Genomic DNA, 24,991 nt, shown 5'->3' on the forward strand with positions numbered 1-24,991 from the left:
TCTTACCATTATATAAAATTTTGATAATCAACTAAATACCCTAATAACTATGAAATTGTCATATTTGCCATTACTGGCGTTAGCTTTTGCTGGAATCGGCGCCCAAAGTGCATTGGCACAAGACACACCCAAAGGAATTACCATTTTGTCATATAATCACGTTGGACTGGCGGTAAAAGACCTTAAAGTCAGTGCGGCTTTTTATCGAGAAATCATAGGTTTGTCACCCGTGACCGTGCCAGATAACTTGATTTCGATACGTAGATGGTTTCAGATAGCACCGGGACAGGAGCTACATTTGTTGCTTGGTCGCAAAGACCCTGTAAGTAATAACGATAGAAATGGAGCGCACTTTTCGCTAACTATTCCAAGTAATTCTGCTGATGGTATCGAGGCGTTTTTGAAGTCAAAAGAAGTTCCTTATCATCGTCAACAGCGATTTGATGGTGCTTACCAAATCTATGTGACCGACCCAGATGGTTATGTGATAGAATTGAATGAACCGAAGAGATAATTTGAAAATGTGGTAATTTGAAGATTTGAAAACGGTGGATTTGAAAATGGTAGAACCACACTAGTTCAAGACTTAGTCTTGGACTTATTTTTTAATACAGTTTAGAAACTGAAAAAAGTATTAGTCCGAGACTAAGTCTCGAACTAGTCGACTATTTTATAATAGAAAATTAATCTAGTTTCTTACAATAGCCCATTTTAACTGGAAAGCCCCATTTAGCATAAAATCTAAACAGGGCTTTCTAGTTGTATCAAGAGTATTTAAAGAGGTTTAACAGCTTACTCACTTCTTACTGATGAGGCGCCAGACGCATCGCTACGTACCGAAGGAGTACCTCTGTAACGTACTGAAGATGCACCACTAGCTTCAACGTTCAATGTTTTTGAAGCATTTACACGTACACTTGTAGCACCTGAAACATCCAAATCGGCATCTTTTGCTACAAAATCAAGCGCGTTGAACTTACTAGCTCCTGAAGCATCAAGCTTCATAATGCTACCTTTTCCTCTAAGTGTTACGTTAGAAGCTCCTGAAATATCGAATAGTAATTTATCAACATTAACACTAATTTCTGAGCTAGATGCACCCGAAAATTGCACTTTCAAATATTCTAAGTCGTTAAAACCAGAGATTTTTGATTTTGTTGCGCCCGAAAAATCTAACACTTTGATGTCTGGAACAACAATGGTAAAATGTACTCTTTTACGGTTTTTATTCCAGCCCCAGCTTCCCTTGTCTTTATAGCGGGCAATCAGACGTTTGCCTGATACTTTTACTTCTAAATCTTCTAAGTCTTCGCTTCTTTCGGCATCTGCATGTACTTTAAAAGTACTGCCTTGAGTTACATCAATCACAAATGCGCTTGACATCTCAATTTCGTTGAATCCTGAAAGATTAAAATCTTTTTGGCTTTGAGCTTGAGCCAAATTAGCTCCTAAAAATAAGGCACCAGCCATGATAGCTTGGCGAAAGTAGGTTTGAAGTTTCATATTAATTGATGATTATGATTTGTCGATAAGATGCAAAGAGGCTTAGGAAGGTTGCATGATGTAGAAAAAAAACAAAAGTATTTTGAAAATAGAGGCATAACGCATTTGACATTATGCCTCTATCATGCTGGTCTAATCTCTTTCAGGTTTGATTACGCCACTATCTTTAATCGTTTTTTGAAGGTTTGGACTGCCTTTGTAGCGAATTTGTGCAACGCCAGAAGCCTTAGCTTCCAGATTTTGATTGACATCTACTTCAACATGTGCGTTTTCAGAAGCATTGATTTTGGCATTTTCAATTTCTAAGTCAAAAGCTTCGAGATTGGTCAGACCACCCAAGTCGGCCGTCAAATTACCAATGTGCCCTGTACTTCTGATTTTATACTGACCTTTTACATCCAATTGTAAGTTTTCGGTTTGAATATCTTTGATTCGGACATTACCAAATCCTTTATCTAGGCTCAGTGCCAACAAAGTAGGAAGTGTAATGTGTACGGTCAAGAAGCCAGCTTGTTTACTTTGGACTTTTTGAGAAATAATCAAACGTCCATCTTTGACTTCAGCTACAATATTTTCTACATCTTTTTGGTCGCCGCCTACTTCTACTTTATAGTTTTCGCCAAAATGAATATAAATTTCAGAAGGCGTTTCTATAGCTGATTGGACTTTATTGAATTCTTTGAGCGGGAATTTCTGAACAAAGTCATTAGGTGCGAAGTCAGTCTCATCATCAGAAGAGTCGCTATGGTTATCATAATTGTTTTCTACAGGGAAACGGTTTAAACATACAAGTTCGCCTTCACGAGTAAATTGCCACAAAGAGCCTTTGAATAAATCTTTTTCACCATCAAAGTACCCTCCAGAGATTCTATTTTCGATAAATGAAGCAAATTCCCTTGTCATGCTAAACGGTTTTTCGTAGGGAATATACAATCTCAAACGAACACGCTGATCACGGAAACGGGCATTTTCGGTAAATTCATACTCTTCATCAAATGCCAATACGGAGTCAATTTTTGAGTATGTATAAAGAATTTCCCCTGCATTTTTTTCTGCATCTTTTTTGTCAAAACCTTTTGCATAATATTCTTTTTCAAGTTTGTAAACGTCGCCTTCGTAGCCAATAATTTCAAGTGATGGTACAAATTCAACATGGTCAGACACGTGTTTGAGGGTAAGTAGAGGAGTCTTTTTCCCAAAGTCAAGATTAGACGATTGCTGAATACTGGCGCTTCTCGAAAAGTTTTTGGCATAGCTAATACCTGTGTACATAGACCCGAACAAGCCTACAATAAAGATACCTAGCAAACTTTGCCATACCACAGATGTGAAGATATTACGACGTAAAAGCAATGAAATACCCACAATACCAACGGCAATTGAAGGCGCTAGTGCTGCCAAAAATCCAGCCAAAAACATAAATGGAGAGGCATCTCTTGCCAAAAATCCTACAGGCAAATGGTCTCCAATATAGACATTAGCACTTTCGAGTGCCGTGAATCCTACAAACAAGGTAAAAAACAGAGCCACAATCATTGCTAGCGACGTAAATAACATAATGCCACCCGCAAAAAATCTAAAAGCCGTTGCTGCAAATTGTGCAATAGGGCCAAGCGCTTTGAATACCTGCGATATCATTCTGAAAGGCAATAACAATACTTTGGTGAGAGTATCTTCAGGCTTATTTTCGGTATTAAGCGTGCGTTTGATATTGCTCTCGATATTCTCCAAAGTGATAGGTTCGCCAGTCATTTGCATTTTATCAGTAATCGTTTTTGCTTCAGGTGCTATTGCCCACAAAATCAAATAGATAACGATTCCTGAGCCAAAGGCAAAAATCATTAGTACAAAGACAAAACGTAGCATTCCCAAATCAAAACCTGTGTAAGAAGATACGCCACTCACTACGCCACCTAGTACTTTATGGTCGGGGTTACGGTAAAATTTCTTGACAGTATCGTCTTCTTCCAAAAACGCATTGGCAGGAAAAGCAATCCATGAGGCAATATATAAAACAAAGATTACTCCACTTAAAGGCGATTCTGTTAATGGGCTTAAGCCCAAGAAAGTAATTAAGAAAATCAAACGTACCCAAAGTGCATCTATGCCTAAATAATGAGCAAATCCCGCACAAACGCCTCCCAAAAGCTTACGTTGTGTATCTCTGTAAAGTTTTTTAGAACTTTCAAATTTGGGATACTCATAACTTTCAGAAGTATGAGATTTTTGTTCTGATTGGGACGAGCTGTACGTGTTTTGAGCTTTTTCTTCAGTTACTAAATCTTCTTCTTCCTGAATCGCTTCAAAGTCAGATACGGTTCCCATCGAAGCAATAAGTTCATCTACGTCCTCTAGTGTGATAGCTTGTTTGGCATCACGTTTTTGTTTATCCCAAAATTTTTCTGCTATACGAGATTCAATGTCTTCGATAATTTCTTTTGAACCTTCATAAGAAGCAAAATGCGATTGGATAGCCTTGAGATAAAGCCCCAATTTTTCGTATCCATCTTCCTCTATGTGGAAAATAATACCTGCTATATTAATAGAAATGGTCTTTTTCATCGCAAAATTCAATTTATGCTCACGCTGTGTGAATATTGGTTTAAGGTTAAATTAGGCTTGTTTTTCCGTTTCGGTGTTACTTGCCTCTTGCTTTTTGTGGTAGCTATCCTGAATAATTTGAACGACGGATTCTTGCAATTCTTTCCAAGTAGTTTCGAGTTGTTCAAGAAAAGTTTTACCATTGTCAGTCAATACATAATACTTACGTGGAGGTCCTGACGACGATTCTACCCATTTATAATCTAACAAGCCAGAGTTTTTGAGGCGCGTCAACAAAGGATAAAGTGTTCCTTCTACGACCATAATCTTGGCTGAGGTTAGTTCTTCGAGCATATCCGAGGCATATACTTCGCCTCTCGATATGATTTGCAGAATACAGAATTCCAAAATTCCCTTCCGCATCTGCACTTTGGCATTTTCCAAATCCATAGTTTCTAAATATTTTATAGCCTAGACTGTTAGCAAAAAACAGTAAAATACAGATTTTCGCTCTGTCAGTCTACTGCTGTGATTAGTCGATTTACTTGAATAATACCCACTACTGGGTAATCCTTAGTTCAAAGATATAAAAAGGTACTATGCAATGCAAAGTACTATAGGGGTTTTTTTTGTTCAAGCTTGATAAATGGTCAAAAAATTGGTTGAATGGTAAAATTTTGACTTGTCGAGAAATAAAAAGTAAGTCCTTAACAAAACGAGTTTGTAAAAAGATACAAAATCACGAACGGGCAATGTAGAATAGTCTAGGTTTTATGAGAAAATAGTCAAAGAAGTTGCTTAAACAGCTTCAAAATCAACAATTCTATATCTCAAACTTTCCTATTTGTTTGGTGGTAGTGATGGCACCAAGATTTCTTTTGAATCTAAATAAGTTTTCATTCAGCATTCCATTGACTGATGAAATACCTAAATCCAAAATTTTATATTTATGCAATTGGGCATATTCATATAAATGTTTTATAAGTAAAATGCTAGGGCTGAAAGGTTTGTAAGATAGGCTATTAGCAGGAAGAAAATAATATATGATTTGTTGAGGAACAACAATTACAGCAGTACAAGTTGCAATGATTTGATTGTTATGATATAGTGTAAAAGGGATGAAGCTTTCAGGAAAACTTTCGAATAAAGACAAAAAGCGTGCTTTGGTAATAGTTAAAGGTATCCCTTTTGCTAATCGTTCTTTTTGAATAAAATCATATTGTTCATTAAGCTTTTGTGGATTGATTTCTAGAAAAAAATGCTGTTTTTCACACTTATTCAAACGACGTTTAGCAGCAGGATCAATAATTTTTGCAAAAGGAATATCCGAAATAGCCAAATGTTGATTGGTTTCAGAAATGATATTTGTAGAAAAGAAAGCTAATACTTTTTGTAGTCTCAAATAATGTATTTGATAACAAACAGGTGCTTGAATGATTTGAACAGCATGAATTTGTTGCGTTTTCAACCAGCAAAATACCGCTTCAACAAAGGCAAAAAGCTGTTTGTCTGAAAGTTCATTATCAAAATCAAAGCCTCCGAAACTAGCTGCTAGTGGACTCGTTGCCTGTTGATTTTCAAGCCAAAAATAGGCTAAAGCTTGTAATTTCGAACTATTCTTATCTTGCCAAGCAAACCCTATAGCTTGTCTAGCAGACTGCCAACGTAAATGTTCTGGTTGAAAAAATAAGGAAAGTGTAAACGAACACTCGTCCTGAGTGGCGTAGTGATTTAATAAGTGTAGCATGAGAGAGTTTTGAGTGATGAGTGATAAATTATAAGTTATTGATAACTAGTTATTTATATTTTTTGTTTTTAATTTAAAACTCACAACTCATCACTCAGAACTCCAAAAAGTTTACATGATTGCAAACTTACTCAGAACACTTTTGAGTTGTACTGGTGTAAATGGTTTGCTAAGATAATCGGACATACCACATTCCAAAGCCTTGTCTTTTTGGGTGACTAAAGCGCTAGCAGTAAGTGCTACGATTGGTGTATTTTTATTAGGGTTTTCTGTATTTGTAATTTTGATGGTTGCCTCATAGCCGTCCATAATTGGCATTTGGATATCCATCAAAATCAAGTCATACTTTTTATCGAGGACTTTTTGGCATGCTTCGGCACCATCGAAAGCCATATCATATTCTATCTTCCACTTTTTGAGTAAGGTGGTAGCATACTTGCGATTAAGCTCATTATCTTCAACTAATAGTACTTTTAGCCCTTCAAGAACAGAGCTAGGTTCTGAAGCTTTTTTGGTTTGTGTCAACGCCAAAGGTTCTTCTATCGCTAGCCCATTAGGCGCAATTGCTTTTGGTAAACGAAGCGTAAAGAAAAACTTAGTACCTTTTCCTTCAACACTTTCTACCCAAATTTTTCCTCCTAAATATTCTACAATTTGTTTACAGATAGACAATCCTAAGCCTGTACCAGGTGTTTTGATTTTATTTTTATCATGAATTTGAGTAAACTTATTAAAAATCAAATCTATCTTGTCGGCTGGGATACCCATTCCTGTATCAAATACTTGAAATTCAAATAAAGTATCTTCTTCGCTTCTTTCTAAGATTTTTACTTTTAATCCAATTTTACCTTTTTCAGTAAATTTGTCGGCATTACCTAGCAAATTGAAAAGCACCTGATAAATAAGCGTTTCGTCAGCATAATAGAATTGATCCATACGCATATCTGCCATAAAATCTACTTCCAAACCCTTTGGCGTAACCTTCATCTGGAAGGTTTGCTGAATAGTTTTGAGAAGACCTTTTAGGTCAAAATCTTTTGGATGTGCCGTGATTTTTCCTGCATCCATCTTAGCAAAATCCAACAAATCAGTGATTAAATTGAGCAAAAACTGCGACGAGTTTTTCAAAATATCAAAATATTCGATTTGTTGTGGATTGGGATGAGTATCGTATAACAAATGAGTGATGCCAATAATAGCATTCAATGGTGTACGAATCTCATGGCTCATTGTTGATAGAAATTGCTTTTCAGCATTGCGAGCCTCCTCAAGTGCTTGTTCTGAAAGTTTACGATGTGTAATATCACGTATTATATCTCTCGAACCCTTAAATTCATTATCTTCCATGATGGCTGTAGAACTTACTTCTAAGTAGCGAACTTCCCCATCACCACGAATGATCCTTCCAACATAGTTTTTGTAAAAGCCCTCAGTCAAGAGTTTTTTCAAGTAGGAGTTTGAGTGTTCTCGATCTTCAGGATGAACTAATCTGCCTAAATCAAAAGTTGTCATTTCCTCCCTTTTGATACCCAATATTTGCAAAAATGTATCATTAGCTTCTTTTACAGCACCCTTTTCTGATAAGATGGCTACCCCATCATTCATATTCATAAAGAGATCTTGATAGCGCTCTTTTGATTCAAGAATCTGTTGTTTATATTCTGCAAATCTTAACAATAGTGCTTTGGTTTGATAGCCTAAAGCATCAGTATTATCAAAATTAAGGGCATTTGTACTTACACCCATTTCTTTACACAATACCTCTAAAATATCTTTTTGATTACGTATAGCTCGTTTTAACTGAAGGTTTTGGTCTTGAGTTTGGGTTAATAAAATTCGATTTTGAGCAAATTTTTCTAACTGTAATTTATAGATTATATCTCCTGCAAAATAAAGAGTAACGCTCAAGCCTACAGCTACCAACATCGTATCCAAAAGGATATGTTCTTTTGGGAAAATTGTAAGATAGCCTAAGAAGAAGAAAGCTAAACAAATAATATTGTAATAAAGCCTTTCTTTTGCATTGAGCATAAAGGAAAGATTGAAGTACGAAATTGCCAAGGCTATCATTGACAGTTCTGCTCCATAATGTTTAGCCATAAAGGCGGTAACATATTGCATGACTGTTAATGTGAGAACAGCTAAAGTAACCCATGCTTTTAAGGTACTGATTTTTTTGTGTTGCGGTATTAGCTTGGAGATTTGATAATGCGCAAGAATGAAGAGTAATTCAATACCTACAAGTCCAGCCAAATAGCCTGTCCATGCGTTAAGTGTTAGAATATCTTTGAGCGCAAGAATATCACTAATGGTCAATAATGGCATCATTATAATGCCAATCTTCAAAGCAAAGACAATCGCTCTCGTTTGAAAAGACAAACGATCTGCTTCAAATTCATCTAAATCAGAAGAATTTAAGGTATTAAATTGCCAGTTGGTATATTTTTTTAAAAACACTTTAGACAAAAGTTTTAAAATAATCGAATTTATCGGCAAAGATAATGAGTTACAAATGATTCGAAATTGTTATCAAAGAATCATTTCTGCATTTATAAACTTAAAATAACTATGATATATAACCAAGTAAAAGGTGCTGTAAGTTTAATAATTATGAAGTAAAGCTTGTGAATATTTTATATTTTTGTTGGAAAATTTAAGTTTTTTTGTAAATTTCCTCTCAAATAATTCTATGTTAATATTGTACTTACACCTATATTTATGAAAAAAATCATTTTTTTGAGTTTGGTCTTTATGACCAGATTACTTGCTGGTTTTGCTCAAATAGCTACTTATTACCCATCGCTCAGTGTTCCTGTTATTCAAACTTCTGTGCATCAAATTAGATATGAAACGATGTTGCGTTTTTGGCCATATCTTATCGAGCACCAATATATCCATCTCTATCGGCAAGGGCAAGAGATTGCGCTAGAAATTCATAGCAAAAATGATTCCTATTTAAAATCAGGTGACTATATTTTGTTTTTAGGAGAACCCAACAATGGTACCCTTGACTCTTCTTTATATGAATCTTTGCAAGCACAAGCAAATCCTTCGTATAGCCTTTTCTCAGATACAGCCACTTACCAATTAACGTATGAGCCTTCTCAAAAATCGTTGTTTCGGATAGGTACCGAAGCATGTAGTTTGAATGAAAGCTATCACGTGAATTTGATAGCAAGTAAGGAGCAAGCACAAGTATTTTCCAATAGCTATTTTGCGGGGCTTGTTTTAACACCCTTTGATAATGAGCAAGTTTGGGACTCCAATTACCAAAAAGCAGAAGGTTGGATGAGCAAAAGTTTTACATCAAACACTCCTGCACAGCTTACTTTCAATACCCTTGAATCAACAGAAGATACCATTAATTTTAAGATACGGCTTATTAGTCAAAAACGAACTAACCAAGTATTAGAAATAACCCAAGGTTCTCAATATGTTACGGTAGTTGAATTGCAACCTGCTGAAATTAAGGAAATAAACGGTACGATATTGCTTAGTGAAGGAAATATTTTGAATATAAAAGGAGTAGAGTCATTATTTGCTATTGCCAGTTTCAAATACGATTACGCAGCTTCTTTTGAGCAGAAAGAGGGACAGTATTTGTGGAGGTTACCTTATCCCAAAAAAATACCAATGAGCTCCCAAACGCTAAAAGTTTGGAATATTTCAGATAGATATTTTCCTGAAAATGCGCTTCGGATAGGAGATACTATTTTTACCAAAGCTACTAAAATTGTTTTGTGGGAAAATCCTACAGAGATAACAAATCTATCTCCAACTCGCGTGTGGCAACCCGATACCACGGCTAATTTTTTGATAGTCACTCATGAAAATCTATGGAATAGTGCTTTGCAATATGCCGATTATCGAACTTCGGAAGTAGGAGGAGCCTACCGTTGCGAAGTAGTAACTAGTCGTATGCTATATGACTATTTTAATTTTGGCAATAAATCAACACTGGCGTTTCAGCGTTATTTTGCGTGTTTTAAACATAAAAAAAATCCATTCTATGTCTTTCTGATTGGTACTGGAGCATATCCACAAATAGCAAGAAAGAGTTCTATTGCATTTGCCAGAGACCTTGTACCAACCTACGGTTACCCTTGTTCGGATACGCCCTTTGTGATAAATAAAAATAGCTCGATAGGTCGTCTTCCTGCCGAAACCAATGCCGATGTACAGGCCTATCTAAATAAAGTAATTGCTTTTGAAAAGGAGGATAATACTTATTTTGGGCGTAAACAGCTTTTGCATTTGAGTGGTGGAAGGTATGGGGTGGAGCAAAATTTATTTCGAAATTATTTGGACTCTTTGGCTGACATTGCTCAGAAACAAAATTTTACGGTTCGAACCATTGGAAAGCAAACGGATGCCTATGTTGAAGTACGTAATGTATCTGAAGAAGTCAATCAAGGACTTGGAATGATTACCCTGTTCGGGCACTCGGCTATAGGTCAGCTAGACCTTGATATTGGCTATGTGAGCAATCCAGATTTGGGATATCATAACCAAGATAAATATCCTTTTGTATTAGTAAATGGCTGTGATGCAGGCGATTTTTTTACAGAAAAAAAAGCATTGAGTACTGACTGGGTGTTATCTCCCAATCGTGGTGCTATTGCTTTTATGGCTCATACACATTTGGCATACCCCAATTCCCTATATACTTTTTCAAAAACCTTTTATCAGCAATTATTTCAGGAGAATTTATCTCAAACATTGGGAGAAGTTCATGCTCAAGTTATTAAAAATCAGTCTGCTGACCCTTATCTCAAAACCACTCTACAACAGTTTACTTTACAAGGAGATCCTGCTATTCGGCTATTCAAAGCAGTAGCATTACCTGATATTGCTTTTGTCAAAAATAGTTTGACTGTAGACACACAACAAGACTCATTAAGAATAACAGTTGCGATAGTAAATTATGGGAGAGTTTCCCAATTGCCATTTTCACTTCATTTGTATATCAACAAAGAGGATATTTTTCAAAAACTGTATGAAACCCCCTTGGCGAATATAGATTCTGTATCTTTTAAGGTTTTATTAAAATCTGATTGGCAAAATAATCTTCTAAATATTAGGTTATCGCTTGACGAAGAGGGAGTTTTAGAAGAAATAAATAAAGGAAATAATGATATTGAATTAAGGGATATTTACCTGAAAAAGACCTTAGAATTGTTTTATCCATCCAATTGGGCAATCGTTTCAAGCTCTGATATTTGGTTAGAAGGCGTCAAGAATCTATCAGCTTTGGTGCAGTTGCAGGTTGCTGATAATTCAAACTTTAGCTCTATTTTACTTCAAAAAAGTATTACAAATCAAGGTATTTTTCGCTATTTGTTTAAAGGCCTTGCAAATGATACCACTACGTATTATTGGAGGGTTACCGCTAAGGATAGTGTTTTGCTGAACGGAACATTTACCTATATACCCAAAAGCCCTTTGGGGTGGATACAGCGAACATCAGAGCATTTTCAAGCAATAAAAACTTCAGGAATCGGGTGGAATAATAGTACTTGGAAATTGCAGCCCGATACACTCAAAATAGCTTTGTATGTACCTGGTGCCGATATACCTCAGAGTAATTATTTGGGTTGGGTAAAAGTAAATGACCAACAATGGTTGGGTAATGGTTTGTGTTACCCTTGGAGTAGCCTCAATGCCCTTACTCTAGACTCGCAATTGAAGCCTTATCTTATTTTACCTCAACTAAGCTGCGGTAATTCACCGTACTGGATTCAAAATTTGAATGAAAGTTTATTGCTAAATGAAATCCCTTTGCTGACTTGTTTGCAAAAACTCAAAGATGGCGATTGGCTTATTCTTTGGTCGCATGGACGTGTAGATACACAAAAGTGGTCAGAGAAAATTTGGGCATCTTTACAAGAACTAGGTTGTTCGATTGCCAAGCTCAAATCATTACCGTTGGGTACACCTTTTTTGTTGGTATTACAAAAAGGTAAGAAAAATATCCTTGAAAGATTTGGAACAAATGCTCTTTCAGCAATTAGTCAGACGTTAAATCTACTCCCCGAAAGTAAAAATTGGGAAATGATACCTCCTCAAATGGGCGCTTTGGCCGCCGTACAAAGTATTTTTACAGATTTTCAGACTTTAGAGAAGTTTGGGGTGTATGAAATACAGGTCGATGATAAAAGCTATTTACTTCCAGAAAATCTATCTTTTCAAGTTCCTTATACAAGAGTTTTCTCGACTCCTATCCAAGTGAAATTTAAGGCCAAACAAGTTCAACAAAATAGCCAACTTCGTCGTTGGGGTATATTGGGGAAGCCTTACGCAGACTTAGTCATACAAGCATCCGCAGATACTCAAGACATAGAGATTGGGCAAGAGTTGAAGATAAAGCGGTGTGTTTATAATACCTCAGATACTCCTTTTTCTGATACAATTGCCATTGATTGGCAGGCTGTTAGGGGTGTAGATGTTTTGAAGAGTGGGAGCGAGGCTTTTACTCCCTTAATAGCTCATGATTCGGTAGCATTGCCAGTCTTTTCAAAGGTGTTTGAACAAGCAGGTGATTATACTTTACGGTTCGTTCTGAATCCTTCTCGACATCAAGAAGTTAATTTTAGTAATAATTCAGCACAAGTTTTTATAAAAGTCAAACAGGATAATGTCGCTCCTACCATGCTTGTGCAATTGGATGGGAGAATTGCACAGAATTTTGAGTATTTTAGTCCAAATCCCAAATTAGAAATACAACTATATGATAATAACCAATCTCTTTTTTTAAGAAAGGAAAATATAGAAATATTAGTAAAGCAATGTCAATCATGCGATTGGGTTGCTGGAAGTAACTCAAATATTACGTTTTTATCGGAGGAAAGAGGAAGATTAAAACTAGAATATCAAGCTAAAAATTGGCTCAAAGATACCGTTTGGATATCCATAAATGCGTGGGATGCAGTAGGAGTGAAGTCGCTCAAAGCATACCAAATACCCATAGTTATTGTTGAAAAAAATAACCCTATTCAAGTAACAGTATTTCCAAACCCTCTGTACACTTGGACGAGGTTACGACTAGAAAACTTACCAGAAAAGGAGTACTGGGCGGTATATCAAATTTTTGATGTATCTGGACAAAAGCTTTATGAGGTTCAACAGGCTGTGAATGCCACCGAAAAAGAAATATTTTGGGATGGACGAAATCAAGAAGGCAATTTTTTGCCAAATGCACTGTATTTTTACAAACTAACATTACAAAATAAAGAATCAAAGGATTCGTTGTCGATAGCAGATACCTTTACTGGCAAAATCGTGCTGGATAGAAAATGAAAAATCACTAAATTACCCATTCGCTAATTCGCTCAATATCTATTCTATGTTAACAGTTGATATTTATAGTAAAAATACTTGGTGGAAAATAGCTTTTCTATTCGTTTGCGTCATTATCGGTGCATTTTCATTATATTTTACCGACCGTATTGTTTCGAAATTAGAGGAACGAGAAAAGGAGCAAATTCAGATTTATGCAGAGTCGTTTAAATTTATGATGACCAACGATTTGGATAAAGATGTCAATTTCTTTTTCGAAAAAATCAAAAAAGCTAACGAGAATATCACTATTCCTGTAATTCTGAAAGATGGCTCTGGATATTTGACCGCATCTGAAAGTATCCAAATTCCACCAGGATTGAATTCTAAAGAGCAACAAGCTTTTTTGCGTGACAAATTGAATGAAATTATGCGTGATGATAATCCGCCTATCGAGTTAGACATGGATTTTCACAAAGAGTATGTATATTATGGAAACTCTCATTTACTAAATATGCTCAGGTATTATCCTGTATTCCAGTTAATTGTGGTTTTGATTTTTGGTTTGGCAGCCTATTTGTTTTTTGACGCTTCACGTCGCTCGGAGCAAAATAGAGTTTGGGTGGGTTTGGCTAAAGAAACTGCACACCAATTAGGGACTCCACTATCTTCTTTGACTGCTTGGGTAGAGTTTTTTAAATCAGACCCAACTTTTGACCAAGAAATTGTAAAAGAATTAGAAAAAGACGTTCAACGACTCGACGTGATAACAACACGTTTTTCTAATATAGGTTCGATACCAGTGCTCAAAGAAGAAAATGTAGCAGAAACAGTAGAAGTATTTTTGAGCTATCTCAAACGAAGAATTTCCTCTAAGGTATCACTTACCATTGAAAACCATTTGACGCATCCGACGGTCAAGATTAACAAATATTTGTTTGAATGGGTTATCGAAAATATCTGTAAAAATGCCGTAGATGCCATGACTGGCGTGGGAGCATTAAAGGTAACCATGGAAAACGGAAAGCATAATCAGATTATTATTGATATTTCAGATACAGGAAAAGGTATTAGCAAACAGAATCTGAGTAAAGTCTTCAATGCGGGTTTTAGTACCAAAAAGCGAGGATGGGGCTTAGGCTTAACACTTGCCAAAAGAATTATCGAAAACTATCATAGTGGCAAACTTTTCGTTAAATATTCAGAGGTTGGAAAAGGAACTACTTTCAGAATCATTATCGCAGGTATGACCGAAGAGGTAGCGTAGATAAACATGTGTCATTCCGAATTTAGTGGTTGAGTGATTATTCTAAAATGTAGCATCGAAAAAGGCGGTCGAAAAATTAATTTCGACCGCCTTTTTTTATTAACTGTCAGGAGATTCTTTACATCTGAGCAAATTACAGACCTCTTCAATAAACTAAATGTTGAATATCAACAAACAAAAACAGGATGGCTCACGTTTGTTTTTTCAAACAAAACCTAATGTGTATTGTTACTAAAGAGTATTAGTAAAGCTATTACTACTTTTTTATATTTGTATTTAAGAAGGAACGATTCCTTACTTCCATAATAGAGTTGTTTAGTAATAGCATTGATGAATATATGAAAAAGGCAATTAATCCAGTCGTTGAATTAGTAAAGGCTTGGGAGGTGTTTGAGAATGAAAATCCAACAGGAAACTTAGAAGCTTTTTGTCAGGACTATTTGCGAAAACAACAGTTAGCAAAGTTTAAGAGTGTTGATGAAGGATATCTCCACCACAACGGCGGTCGTGAAGTCAAACCATCAAATGGGCTAGGAAAGGCATTGGTGCGTGTTCAGAAATATCTTCATTTTTATATCAAAAAAACTATGCAAAATCTGCCTATCGACAATATCGAGGATTTTGCCTATTTATCAGATTTGCACTTTATGGGTGCGATGCGAAAAAGCGAACTTATACACCGTAATATTTCAGAATTTACATCGGGAACTAATGTAATAAATCGACTTATCAAAAACCAGTTGGTAGAAGAATTTAATGACCCCGACGATGCTCGATCCAAACAAGTTAAAATTACACAGTCAGGTGTAAATTGGATTATGAGTTGTTTACCAGATATGATAAAAGTAGATTCTGTATTATTTCAAGTTTTGCAATCTGACGAAAGAGAAGTGTTGTTTCATATTTTAGCAAAACTTGACCGTTTTCATACAAGTATTTACTCTGAAATGCGAGCTTTGGAAATTGAAGATATTTTGAAAAAGGTAATTTAGTAAATAAAAAAGGGTCTATTTCAGATGAAAATAGACCCTTTTTATTTGCGATGTGCTTAATAGTGACTATTTACACAAAACATCTGGCATAGAGCTGTTGATAGAGTGCACGCTACCTGATGTTACGGTTTGGTTATCGTAGTAGAACAAAATTCCACCAACATCAAACATAAAGTCGTAAACGCCACCTCTTTTTAAGATAGTAGACGTAGCAGTGATAATATTTGAAGCATTTCTGGTTGCTTTGCCAATATAGAAATATCCACCTCCTGATGTTTTGGCATACATGTGAATGTTGTCTGCATTAGAAGTTTTATTGACATCCTTACATTTCAAGTTTGCTTGCAACTCGATAAAGTTTGATGGAGCTGGCATATTGATGATTGCCGACAGACCACTTGGATATGGGTTATTGACTGTTGTGATTACCTCTCCTAAGGAGTTTTTAACTACAATTTTGGTAATAGCATTTGGCGTAATAATAGAGTTATTTAATCTATCTGTAGTTTCAAATACAACAGCGCCGTCGTTTACTTCTACACGAAACGTTTCGCTTGCGTACTGTCCAACTGACCCCCCAAATGCTAAGGAATAAGATTTGATAGCCATAATCATAGCAGGTGTAACATTATCACCAAAGGCTGCTCTTGCTGCCGCAACATCTGAAGGGTTGTTTGAGTTACCAGAAACAGTGATACCATTGAATGAAGCAAAAAATACAGAAGTTAAGTGATTAATGGTTCCTTTAGCTTCTAATTTGCCGTTAGCATTGGTCGTTAGCTTGGCACTTCCCTCATATTTAAACACCTTAGTATCTTCATCATAAGATGCAATAGCAATCAAATCTCCTGCTACCAAAGGCTTGCCTGTAGTTGGGTCAGTAGCACCAGTAGGAAACTCTGTTTGAACATCAATTTGACCTGAGAATGATTTTACTTTTTGGTTTTTTTCATTCGAAATTTCTATGTCCAATCCTACCACTGGCTTAAACGTAAATGAAGGAATAGGCTGATTGTTCTTATCCAAAACTTTGCTAACATCACCCAAATCAATATTGACAGGTGTCTTGGTAGCATCAGTTTTAGTAACTACAACATTTACACTACCGCCCACATTTTGACCATCGCCATCTTTCATTGTAATACCTGAAGGGATATTGACAGTAGCTTTTTCTTGTATCGTATTAGTTGTAGAAGTGGCTGCTGTGATAGGTGCTGAAGTTGTCCCTGATGCAGGAACAGTAGCAGGTTGTTGAACAACAGATACACCTGTAGGAGGCGCTGCAATTTTGGTCAATTTAACAACCAAGTTCTGATCTTTTGTACTTGTAATTTCTACTGGAGTAATGCTTCGTAAGTACCCCTCAGCCTCAGCTATGATAAAAAACTTGATTGGAGCATTTGCGCTAGGAACACTATTTGATTTGGCTGCTAAGGTCAAAACGTTTTGTTTTACGGCTAGTGTTTTTCCGCCAACACTGTTTACCACTTTTGCTGTATCTACGCCACCGAGTGAGATTTTGATATCTTTCGGTAAATCTCCAGCACCGATATTATCTGGCTGGAATTGAACAACAACGTTAGAATTGGCAAGTGCTACTGGAAGTTTAAGAGTAACGCCGTCTAATGGGGGAGTACAAGCATACCAAATACTTGCTAGTACCAATGCCGATAGAATATATATAAGCTTTTTCATAGGATTTCTTTTGGATTATGAATGTAAAGGACGCAATAGATTATTTACTCAGCTTGTAAATAATGCTGAAAGTAAGGTTTGGAGCAAAGGAATAGTTTTTGATGTTTTTCTCAATATCAGCGATATTTTGGTCTGTCAAAATCGACTCAATCATACCTGTACGAGGTACTGCTAATTTAGGGGAACCTGTATAATAAGTTCCTAAATCAATGCTAAAACCTAATTTATGCTTAGGAATAGCTCTTCCAAAACCAAGTCCAACATAAGGGCGAACTTTGTTGCCAGATACAATCAAGCGAGCTGTGCCAAATTCTTCAGCATCTAACTCTACATCTTTTGCTAATTTAAAACGTCCTGTTTTTTGAGCAGGCTCTACGTCTACATAAAAGTCTCCACTTCCATACGATACACCACCTACTAATTTGAAAGAGCTTTTCTTGAAAGGATGCCAATCTACTTTTGCTCCCAAAAGCACAGATGTTATTGTTGGATTAACCAAAATGTCTGAAGCTCCGTCACCTAAGTTTACTTTGATAGGATTTTTTACGAAGTTTTTACTGTCTAAAAAATCCGCTGAAATACGCAAATTAAGCTTACCTGGTTTTAATTGTCTTGCTAGACCTGCGCCAAAACCAAAGCTACCAAATTGAAGATTAATAGAGCTGCCCAGTGTAGGCTTGTCGCTCTGTGCTGTTGCGGTATTGCCCATTAAAAGAGCAGAGAGGATTAAAAGGTATAACTTTCTCATACATAAGAATTTTAGAAGTGAGACTTTATTAAAGTACCGCTCAAATATCATTCTAGAAATTATTAGAATTGTACTACATGCACTTAAAACCGAATAGAAATGTATTTTTCGAAGGCGAAAAAACCTTATATGTTAAGAAAATAGCTTTTGGGTTGTGTTTGCAAAAGAAAAGACTGATGAAAAATATAGACATATTAGTTGTATTGATAACGAGATTATCATGTAGAGGTATATGTTTGTTTTTCAATAGTAAGTAAAGAGCCTACTAAAATCTTCAAAAAAAAGTCCAGCCTTTCGACTGGACTATCCTTTTTATGCCTATTCCCACTCAATTGTTGCTGGTGGTTTTGACGAAATATCATAAACAACGCGGTTCACACCTTTTACTTTGTTGATGATATCGTTAGATACTTCAGCCAAGAATTCATACGGTAAATGACACCAGTCAGCAGTCATACCATCTACAGAGGTTACTGCACGAAGAGCTACTACCTTTTCATAAGTACGTTCATCGCCCATTACACCTACCGATTGTATTGGTAACAAAATAGCACCTGCTTGCCAAACTTGGTTGTATAACCCTTTTTCTTTTAGTTTTCCAATAAAAATTGCATCTACATTTTGAAGAACATCTACTTTTTCTGGTGTAATATCTCCAAGAATACGGATAGCCAAACCTGGTCCTGGGAATGGGTGACGACCTAAAATATTTGGGTCGATTCCCAATGTTTTACCAACTAAACGAACTTCGTCTTTAAACAATGTATTGAGAGGCTCGACTACTTTCAATTTCATGTAATCAGGCAAGCCACCCACGTTGTGGTGAGATTTGATGGTAGCAGAAGGACCTTTTACTGAAACTGACTCAATTACATCAGGATAGATAGTACCTTGCCCTAACCATTTTACATCTTCAATCAAATGAGCTTCTTGGTCAAATACGTCGATAAATGTTTTACCAATGGCTTTTCTTTTTGCCTCTGGGTCTGTTAAACCTGCCAAAGCGTTATAGAATTGCTCTTTAGAATCAACACCTTTTACGTTAAGCCCTAAGTTTTTATATGATTCAAGTACTTCTTCAAACTCATTCTTGCGAAGCAAACCGTTATCAACGAAGATACAGTACAAATTTTTACCAATAGCTTTGTGAATCAATACTGCTGCCACAGAACTATCTACACCACCCGAAAGACCTAAAACAACTTTATCGTCGCCTAATTTTGCTTTCAATTCTGCAACTGTAGAATCAACAAATGAATCTGCGGTCCAATTTTGCGAACAACCACAGATACCAACTACGAAGTTTTTCAACATATCTTTTCCTTCCAAAGAGTGAGTTACCTCTGGATGGAACTGAATGCCATAAGTAGATTCATCTTTGATTTTGAAGGCAGCTACTTTCACAGAATCTGTCGAACCAATGATTTCGAAGCTTTCAGGGACTGACATAATGGTGTCACCGTGTGACATCCAAACCTGCGAACCTTCTGATACACCTTCCCAAAGTTCAGATTCCTGTACTTTGGTCATTTTAGCACGACCATACTCACGGTGCCCTGAGTTAAATACTTCACCGCCAGCAGTATGTGCCAAAAGTTGTGCTCCATAACAAATTCCTAATAAAGGTAATTTACCTCTGAAAAGAGACATATCTACACGTGGAGAATCTTCTTCACGTACAGAACAAGGGCTACCCGAAAAGATAACGCCTTTCACATCGTCACCAATGGCAGGAATATGATTGAATGGATGAATTTCGCAATAGACATTTAGTTCGCGCACACGACGTGCAATCAATTGCGTTACTTGAGAACCAAAATCGAGGATTAATATTTTTTCGGTCATGATACTTTGGAATTAGGATGTTGATAATTAGGTATTTAGCCTATTAGCAAGTCCTACGTGTCTAAAAAGAAGGTGCAAATTTCGGAAAAAAACACATAGCTTATTCAAAAATGCTATAAAATATCTTCCTAAAAATGAAGGAATAGTGTTGTATGTCTCTAAAGTATGATGAATTGTACAAGGTTTTTCATTTTTAATATATTTACTGATTAAAACTGAAAGTATATAAATTGTGCTGGCGCCTGATACATGCCCATAAATAGGGTGGCAAAGATAATTCCGTAATATAGCAGCCAACGAAACCAAAGTGGTTTTTGGCTAAGCTTTTCTCTTATATGAATACCTCTTTGTGCCCAATGAACGCTTTCCATTATCACAAGTGCTAAGATTACCATGACAAAATTGAGGTCACCTTTGTTGAGCATTACATTTTTGGCAAAAAACTCACTATTGTTCAATTGGTGGATCTGTTGAGGTAAATCTGTAAACAAATGACTTACAATATAAGATGCTGTTTGGAAATCTCTGGCACGGAAAAAGATCCAAGCAAAACTTGTTAGCCCAAAAATAGTTATCACCTGAAGAATATTGTAGAAAATTGGCCATGCAGTTAATCCAAGAGAACGCACAATCCCATTACGGATATCTTTAGTTTGATTAGCAAAAATCAGATAAAAGCCATGAATAGCACCCCAAATCACAAAGTTCCAACTAGCACCGTGCCATATACCACTTACGAGAAAAACGATAAACAAATTAAATTCTCGACGCCATTTGGATACTCTATTCCCGCCTAAAGAAATATACAAATAGTCTCTAAACCAAGTAGATAGTGAGATATGCCAACGACGCCAAAATTCTGAAATAGTTTTTGAAAAATAAGGACGGTCAAAATTCTTCATTAAGTCAAAGCCCATTACCTGTGCTGTGCCTAAAGCAATATCAGAATAACCAGAAAAATCACAAAATATTTGAATTGAGAACAAGCAAGTCGCAATAATTAATGGTAAGCCTGTATATCCTTGAGGATGGTCGTACACATGTCCTACCATAGCAGCTAATCTATCGGCAATGACTACTTTTTTGAACATCCCCCAAGCCATTAATTTGAGCCCATTAGTTACATTTTTATAGTCAAAATAATGTTCCTCATGAAATTGATGTAGTACATTTTGTGGGCGTTCAATAGGCCCAGCCACCAGTTGTGGATAGAACATCACATAGAGAGAGTAAATACCAAAATGCCTTTCTGCTTTTTGGTTGCCTCTGTAAACCTCTATGGTATAGCTCATTGCCTGAAAAGTATGAAATGACAAGCCAATCGGTAGAAGTATTTCTAAATAAGGAATAGGATTTTGAAGAGCAAAACCTTTGAGTAACCAAGTGATATTTTCGTTGATAAAATTATAATATTTAAAAACGGCCAAAACACCGATATTGGCAATAAGACTCATGACTAGAAACCACTTTCGTTGATTGCCCTCACTTTGTTCTATAAAGATACCCGCATAATAGTCAACGATAATGGTAAAGCCCAAAATGACCATATATATGGGCACAAATGCCATGTAAAAATAACATGATGCTATCAGTAGCCAGAGCCATCTGAATTTGTGAGGTAACAAGAAATAACCAATCGTCACGATTGGGAAAAACACTAAAAATTCAATTGAGTTAAAAAGCATAATGTAAAAAATACCTGTAGGGAAGGCCCCTACAGGTTGTTGATTTCTTCTTCTGAGAGTCCAGTGAGTATTTTAATATTTTCAATACCTAAACCCATAACCTTTGCTTGACGAGCAATATGTCGTTGCTCTTCTTTTTTTCCTTCTAAAATACCTTCTTGGATACCCTTCTCAAGCCCTTCTTGGATACCTTGTTCTAATCCTTTTTCAAGCCCCTCCTGAATTCCTTTTTGAATTCCTTTCTCGAGTCCCTCTTTCAAACCTTCTTTCAAACCCTCTTGCAAACCTTTAAGAAGACCTTCTTCATGGGCAGTTTCCACGGCATAGTCGTATGTAGCTTTATTATCTCTAAATACTTTAAGACTGTATTCGTACCTTTCCCAATCTTCTCTATCCATTTTGGCTAGTTCGGCTACTTCAAAAGCATGGGTAAATACTTCATCTTTAAATAACTCTGGTATATTCTGAAAGTCTTCGAGATTTTTGATGAAATATAGCCACTTATCTAATCGAGTGTGTAACTGGCTTTCTTCTTTTCTGAAATTAGGCATTTCAAGATAAATGTAGGTTAGCTTATCATAAAAGACCTTTCCATGCTGATTTTTGAGGTTAATGGTATGAACGACTTCCGATTTTTCAGGTTCAGATTCATAGTCATCAAAGGTAAAATCCAGAACACCAATACAGTAAACTGCTTTGAGATTGTAATTCCAGATACCTTTTTCAGCTTGCTCCCGAATTGGGAAAGTTGAATAGTAAATGGTTCTTTCTCTGAAATAATTCTGTTTGGCTTTTTGTAATTCCACGATAAACTTTTCACCATTTTGATTTTCGCAATAGATGTCATAGATGGCCTTACGATCGTATGGCGTAAAGCCTAATTGTTCATTGTTTTTGAAGGTGAGTTCTACGATTTGGTCTCTTTCGGGCAAAAGGGAGTTCAGGAAGTCAATAAGTTGTGGCTTACTGGCTTCTTCACCAAAGATTTTCTTGAACCCGAAGTCCGTAAATGGATTAAGATATTTTGCTTTCATGCTTATAAAGGAGTAGTTCTAAAATCCAAAGTTAGGCAATTTTTATGACTTACTCTTTATAATGATAGTAGCTTGATTTTCATTAGTTTAAACTAGAAGTCAAAACTGTCCAATAATTCTACAATTCGATAGGTCCAAATTTTACGTCCCTCAGCATTGGGGTGATTTTGAGAATCAAAATATAAGGCATCATCCATAACACCTGTCAGGCTATTTCCAATAATAGGGCAAAATAATGTATTATTCAACAAAGTTTCATACTGTTGAATAGCTTTTTGATTTTGCTCAAAATATCCTTCCGAACAACTTCCAATTATCCAAAATAGCTTTGCTTGTTTTTGAGTAGCATATCTATTAAAGCTATTCACCTCTTCGATTTGTTGATTCAGAGTGCTATCGACCACTAATGCTGGTAACGAATTCTTGATATAAGGGGGCAGTCCTAAATGTGAAATTAAATCACCTTTTGTATTAAACCCCTGATTTGTATATACATTACTAAAAGAGGACTCTTTAGAAATATGAGCTATATCCCATAAGCTTAAAAAAAAAGATTTCAAGATATACCAATAATAGGCTAGATGCCCATTCAATCGCTCAGTAACAGTAAACGAAGAACGCCAATCACGAGCTTCAGGTAGATAGTCACCCGTAATTAATTGCGGAAGAAGATTCCCCTTTTGAGAAGTCTGATAATCGACTACCAACAGTACAATGTCGTTTGGTTGTAAATGACCTTCGAGCTGTTTTAACATAAAACTACTACCTAAATCAGAGTCAAGAGCCATGTTGATAACAGGTAGATTAAAATCATTATGTAAAATGGTGCTATTGATTCCGAAAGTCGCCGACGAACTGCCTGTAATGATAATTCGAGGGGATGGTGTTTCCTCCAGTAGTCTCTGCTTTTGCAGAATTGCTGCGTGATAGCAGTTTTTTGAAGAAGGTATAAGATTGAGATAACTAAAAACAATCAACCATAGAAATATCAAAGTACCAACTAGGTACTTTAAGGTTTTTAAGATGCTTGGGTACAGGCTATATGCGTACTCTAAATACTTCACAGAGTCGATGTGTCAGAAAATATAATGTGTTGATATGACAAAAATAGTACAATATCACGGATGCCAACCTATTTCTTTTCAAAATAAAACTGTACACTATTTTATGCCCAGGTTATATTAAATGAGTGGATGTTTGAGGATACGAAACATTTGTTTTTTATTTGTAGATTGAAAGGTAAACGTAATACGTTTTAATCTTCGTTATGATTTCTTAATCTGCTCATAAACTTTGTTTGTAGATTCGAATAAACTACTGGTGTTTTTAGAAAATCTCAAAAAACACCCCTACGATAAAAGCTTTAATGCTTGAAATACTTGAACTATGACTAATTTCCCTAGATATATCTCTAATCGTATTCAGAATACAGAATCCCAATCTTTTTCGGCTACAGTCACAAAAATAGGTGTAGGCAGTATTGCGCTAGGATTGATGGTCATGATTATTGCCTTTGGAATATTGTTTGGTTTTAAGGATGCCATCCGACAAAAACTCTTTAGTATTACTCCTCACATTCGAGTGGCAAAATTCTCAGCCAATGAGTCTTACGAAGAATACCCTATTACAAAACAAACCGATTTGTATCGCCATCATAAAAATATTACTGATATTAAGCATTTACAGGTGTCGGCCCAAAAAGCAGGTATTCTCAAAACGCCAGAGGAAATGCTTGGCGTAGTAATGAAAGGAATTAGCAGAGATTTTGATACGACTAATTTTCGTTCTGTGATGATTGAAGGAAAGCCGATTCAATTCAATGATACCACTTATTCAAAGGATATTTTGATCAGTAAAATTATTGCAGATAAACTAAGGTTGAATGTTGGCGATAATGCAATTATCTACTTTTTGAATGCCCCAGATCGTCCTCGTAAATTGAGTGTTAAGGGGATTTATGAGACAGGTTTAGAGGAGTTTGATAAAACCTTGATTATCGGTGATTTAGGATTGATTCAGAAGATAAATGGTTGGGGTGCTGATTCAGTTGGGGCCTATGAGATTTATTTGAAAGATTTCGATGCCATACAAGCCTCGTCGAAAGTGATTCAGGATAAAATGCAACCTGATATGAAGCTCGAAAAGGTTACAGATAAATTTATGGGTTTGTTTGATTGGCTTGGAATGCTGGATCGCAACATGGTGATTTTCCTTACCCTAATCTTGTTTGTGGCTTGTTTTAATATGATTTCAATCCTGCTGGTGCTAATGATGGAACGTACACCTATGATTGGACTTTTTAAGGCGCTTGGTAGTTCTAATTGGCAAATCCGTAAGATATTTCTTTGGAGTGGATTTTTAATGATTTTTAAAGGCATAATTTACGGTAATATTATTGGTATCGGTTTTTGTCTTATTCAACAACATTTTAAGCTTATACCGCTCGACCCTGCCAACTATTACATGAACACAGTGCCAATTACAATGAATTGGGGTGTCATAGCCTTACTTAATCTTGCAACTGTGTCATTAGTACTTTTTGTTTTGTTAATCCCTACATTCGTTATTACAAGAATTCAACCTATCAAAGCAATAATTTTCAAAAAGTAATTTTGTTCAAATGTGACTTTTTTATGAGTAACCGTCTGATTAAGTAGAA

The 24,991-nt window shown here is 36.0% G+C and carries 16 protein-coding genes; 5 read left to right on the forward strand and 11 right to left on the reverse strand.

Going from position 1 to position 24,991, the window contains the following annotated elements; genetic code table 11:
- The first annotated feature begins 49 nt into the window (after positions 1-49).
- A complete protein-coding gene (locus QM491_RS04315; protein WP_283326008.1) occupies positions 50-514 on the forward strand; it encodes a VOC family protein in 465 nt (154 codons plus the stop codon).
- 278 nt (positions 515-792) lie between these two features.
- Here the strand turns inward: QM491_RS04315 and QM491_RS04320 are convergent, their stop codons facing one another.
- From QM491_RS04320 to QM491_RS04340, 5 genes are all read right to left on the reverse strand, one after another.
- On the reverse strand, positions 793-1,503 hold the full coding sequence (locus QM491_RS04320) for a head GIN domain-containing protein (RefSeq protein ID WP_166550499.1): 711 nt from the start codon (positions 1,501-1,503) through the stop codon (positions 793-795).
- 132 nt (positions 1,504-1,635) lie between these two features.
- On the reverse strand, positions 1,636-4,065 hold the full coding sequence (locus QM491_RS04325; RefSeq protein WP_283326010.1) for a PspC domain-containing protein: 2,430 nt from the start codon (positions 4,063-4,065) through the stop codon (positions 1,636-1,638).
- A 51-nt stretch (positions 4,066-4,116) separates the two neighbouring features.
- Positions 4,117-4,494, reverse strand: a complete 378-nt coding sequence (locus QM491_RS04330; protein WP_283326011.1) for a PadR family transcriptional regulator — start codon at positions 4,492-4,494, stop codon at positions 4,117-4,119.
- 373 nt (positions 4,495-4,867) lie between these two features.
- Positions 4,868-5,791: a hypothetical protein gene (locus QM491_RS04335; protein WP_283326013.1), complete on the reverse strand. Its 924-nt coding sequence runs from the start codon at positions 5,789-5,791 to the stop codon at positions 4,868-4,870.
- Between the two features lie 111 nt (positions 5,792-5,902).
- The gene (locus tag QM491_RS04340; RefSeq protein ID WP_283326014.1) at positions 5,903-8,248 is read right to left on the reverse strand and encodes a PAS domain-containing sensor histidine kinase; all 2,346 of its coding nucleotides are present in this window, start codon (positions 8,246-8,248) and stop codon (positions 5,903-5,905) included.
- A gap of 261 nt (positions 8,249-8,509) precedes the next feature.
- On the opposite strand from QM491_RS04340, the gene porU2 reads away from it, so the two are divergent.
- The 3 genes from porU2 to QM491_RS04355 all read left to right on the forward strand — a co-directional run bounded on the left by porU2 (position 8,510) and on the right by QM491_RS04355 (position 15,325).
- Positions 8,510-13,087: a putative type IX secretion system sortase PorU2 gene (gene porU2 / locus QM491_RS04345; protein WP_283326016.1), complete on the forward strand. Its 4,578-nt coding sequence runs from the start codon at positions 8,510-8,512 to the stop codon at positions 13,085-13,087.
- Between the two features lie 46 nt (positions 13,088-13,133).
- On the forward strand, positions 13,134-14,333 hold the full coding sequence (locus QM491_RS04350; RefSeq protein WP_283326017.1) for a sensor histidine kinase: 1,200 nt from the start codon (positions 13,134-13,136) through the stop codon (positions 14,331-14,333).
- 338 nt (positions 14,334-14,671) lie between these two features.
- The gene (locus QM491_RS04355) at positions 14,672-15,325 is read left to right on the forward strand and encodes a MarR family winged helix-turn-helix transcriptional regulator (protein ID WP_283326018.1); all 654 of its coding nucleotides are present in this window, start codon (positions 14,672-14,674) and stop codon (positions 15,323-15,325) included.
- Between the two features lie 66 nt (positions 15,326-15,391).
- Here QM491_RS04355 and QM491_RS04360 read toward each other — a convergent pair whose 3' ends face one another.
- The 6 genes from QM491_RS04360 to QM491_RS04385 form a co-directional block, all read right to left on the reverse strand.
- The gene (locus tag QM491_RS04360) at positions 15,392-17,020 is read right to left on the reverse strand and encodes a hypothetical protein (RefSeq protein WP_283326019.1); all 1,629 of its coding nucleotides are present in this window, start codon (positions 17,018-17,020) and stop codon (positions 15,392-15,394) included.
- Between the two features lie 40 nt (positions 17,021-17,060).
- Positions 17,061-17,768 carry a hypothetical protein gene (locus tag QM491_RS04365; protein ID WP_283326020.1) on the reverse strand — a complete coding sequence of 236 codons (708 nt, stop codon included), beginning with the start codon at positions 17,766-17,768 and terminating at the stop codon, positions 17,061-17,063.
- Between the two features lie 318 nt (positions 17,769-18,086).
- Positions 18,087-19,613 carry a glutamine-hydrolyzing GMP synthase gene (gene guaA / locus QM491_RS04370; protein ID WP_283326021.1) on the reverse strand — a complete coding sequence of 509 codons (1,527 nt, stop codon included), beginning with the start codon at positions 19,611-19,613 and terminating at the stop codon, positions 18,087-18,089.
- A gap of 209 nt (positions 19,614-19,822) precedes the next feature.
- Entirely contained in the window at positions 19,823-21,298 is a 1,476-nt protein-coding gene (locus QM491_RS04375) for an MBOAT family O-acyltransferase (RefSeq protein ID WP_283326022.1), read from the reverse strand.
- 29 nt (positions 21,299-21,327) lie between these two features.
- The gene (locus tag QM491_RS04380) at positions 21,328-22,332 is read right to left on the reverse strand and encodes an Rpn family recombination-promoting nuclease/putative transposase (RefSeq protein WP_283326023.1); all 1,005 of its coding nucleotides are present in this window, start codon (positions 22,330-22,332) and stop codon (positions 21,328-21,330) included.
- A gap of 92 nt (positions 22,333-22,424) precedes the next feature.
- On the reverse strand, positions 22,425-23,396 hold the full coding sequence (locus QM491_RS04385; protein ID WP_283326024.1) for a hypothetical protein: 972 nt from the start codon (positions 23,394-23,396) through the stop codon (positions 22,425-22,427).
- 322 nt (positions 23,397-23,718) lie between these two features.
- Here QM491_RS04385 and QM491_RS04390 point away from each other — a divergent pair, with 322 nt between their 5' ends.
- On the forward strand, positions 23,719-24,942 hold the full coding sequence (locus tag QM491_RS04390) for an ABC transporter permease (protein ID WP_283326026.1): 1,224 nt from the start codon (positions 23,719-23,721) through the stop codon (positions 24,940-24,942).
- The last annotated feature ends 49 nt before the right edge of the window (positions 24,943-24,991 follow it).

It is taken from the genome of Flectobacillus longus (genome assembly GCF_030056705.1).
Taxonomy (GTDB): Bacteria; Bacteroidota; Bacteroidia; order Cytophagales; family Spirosomataceae; genus Flectobacillus; species Flectobacillus longus.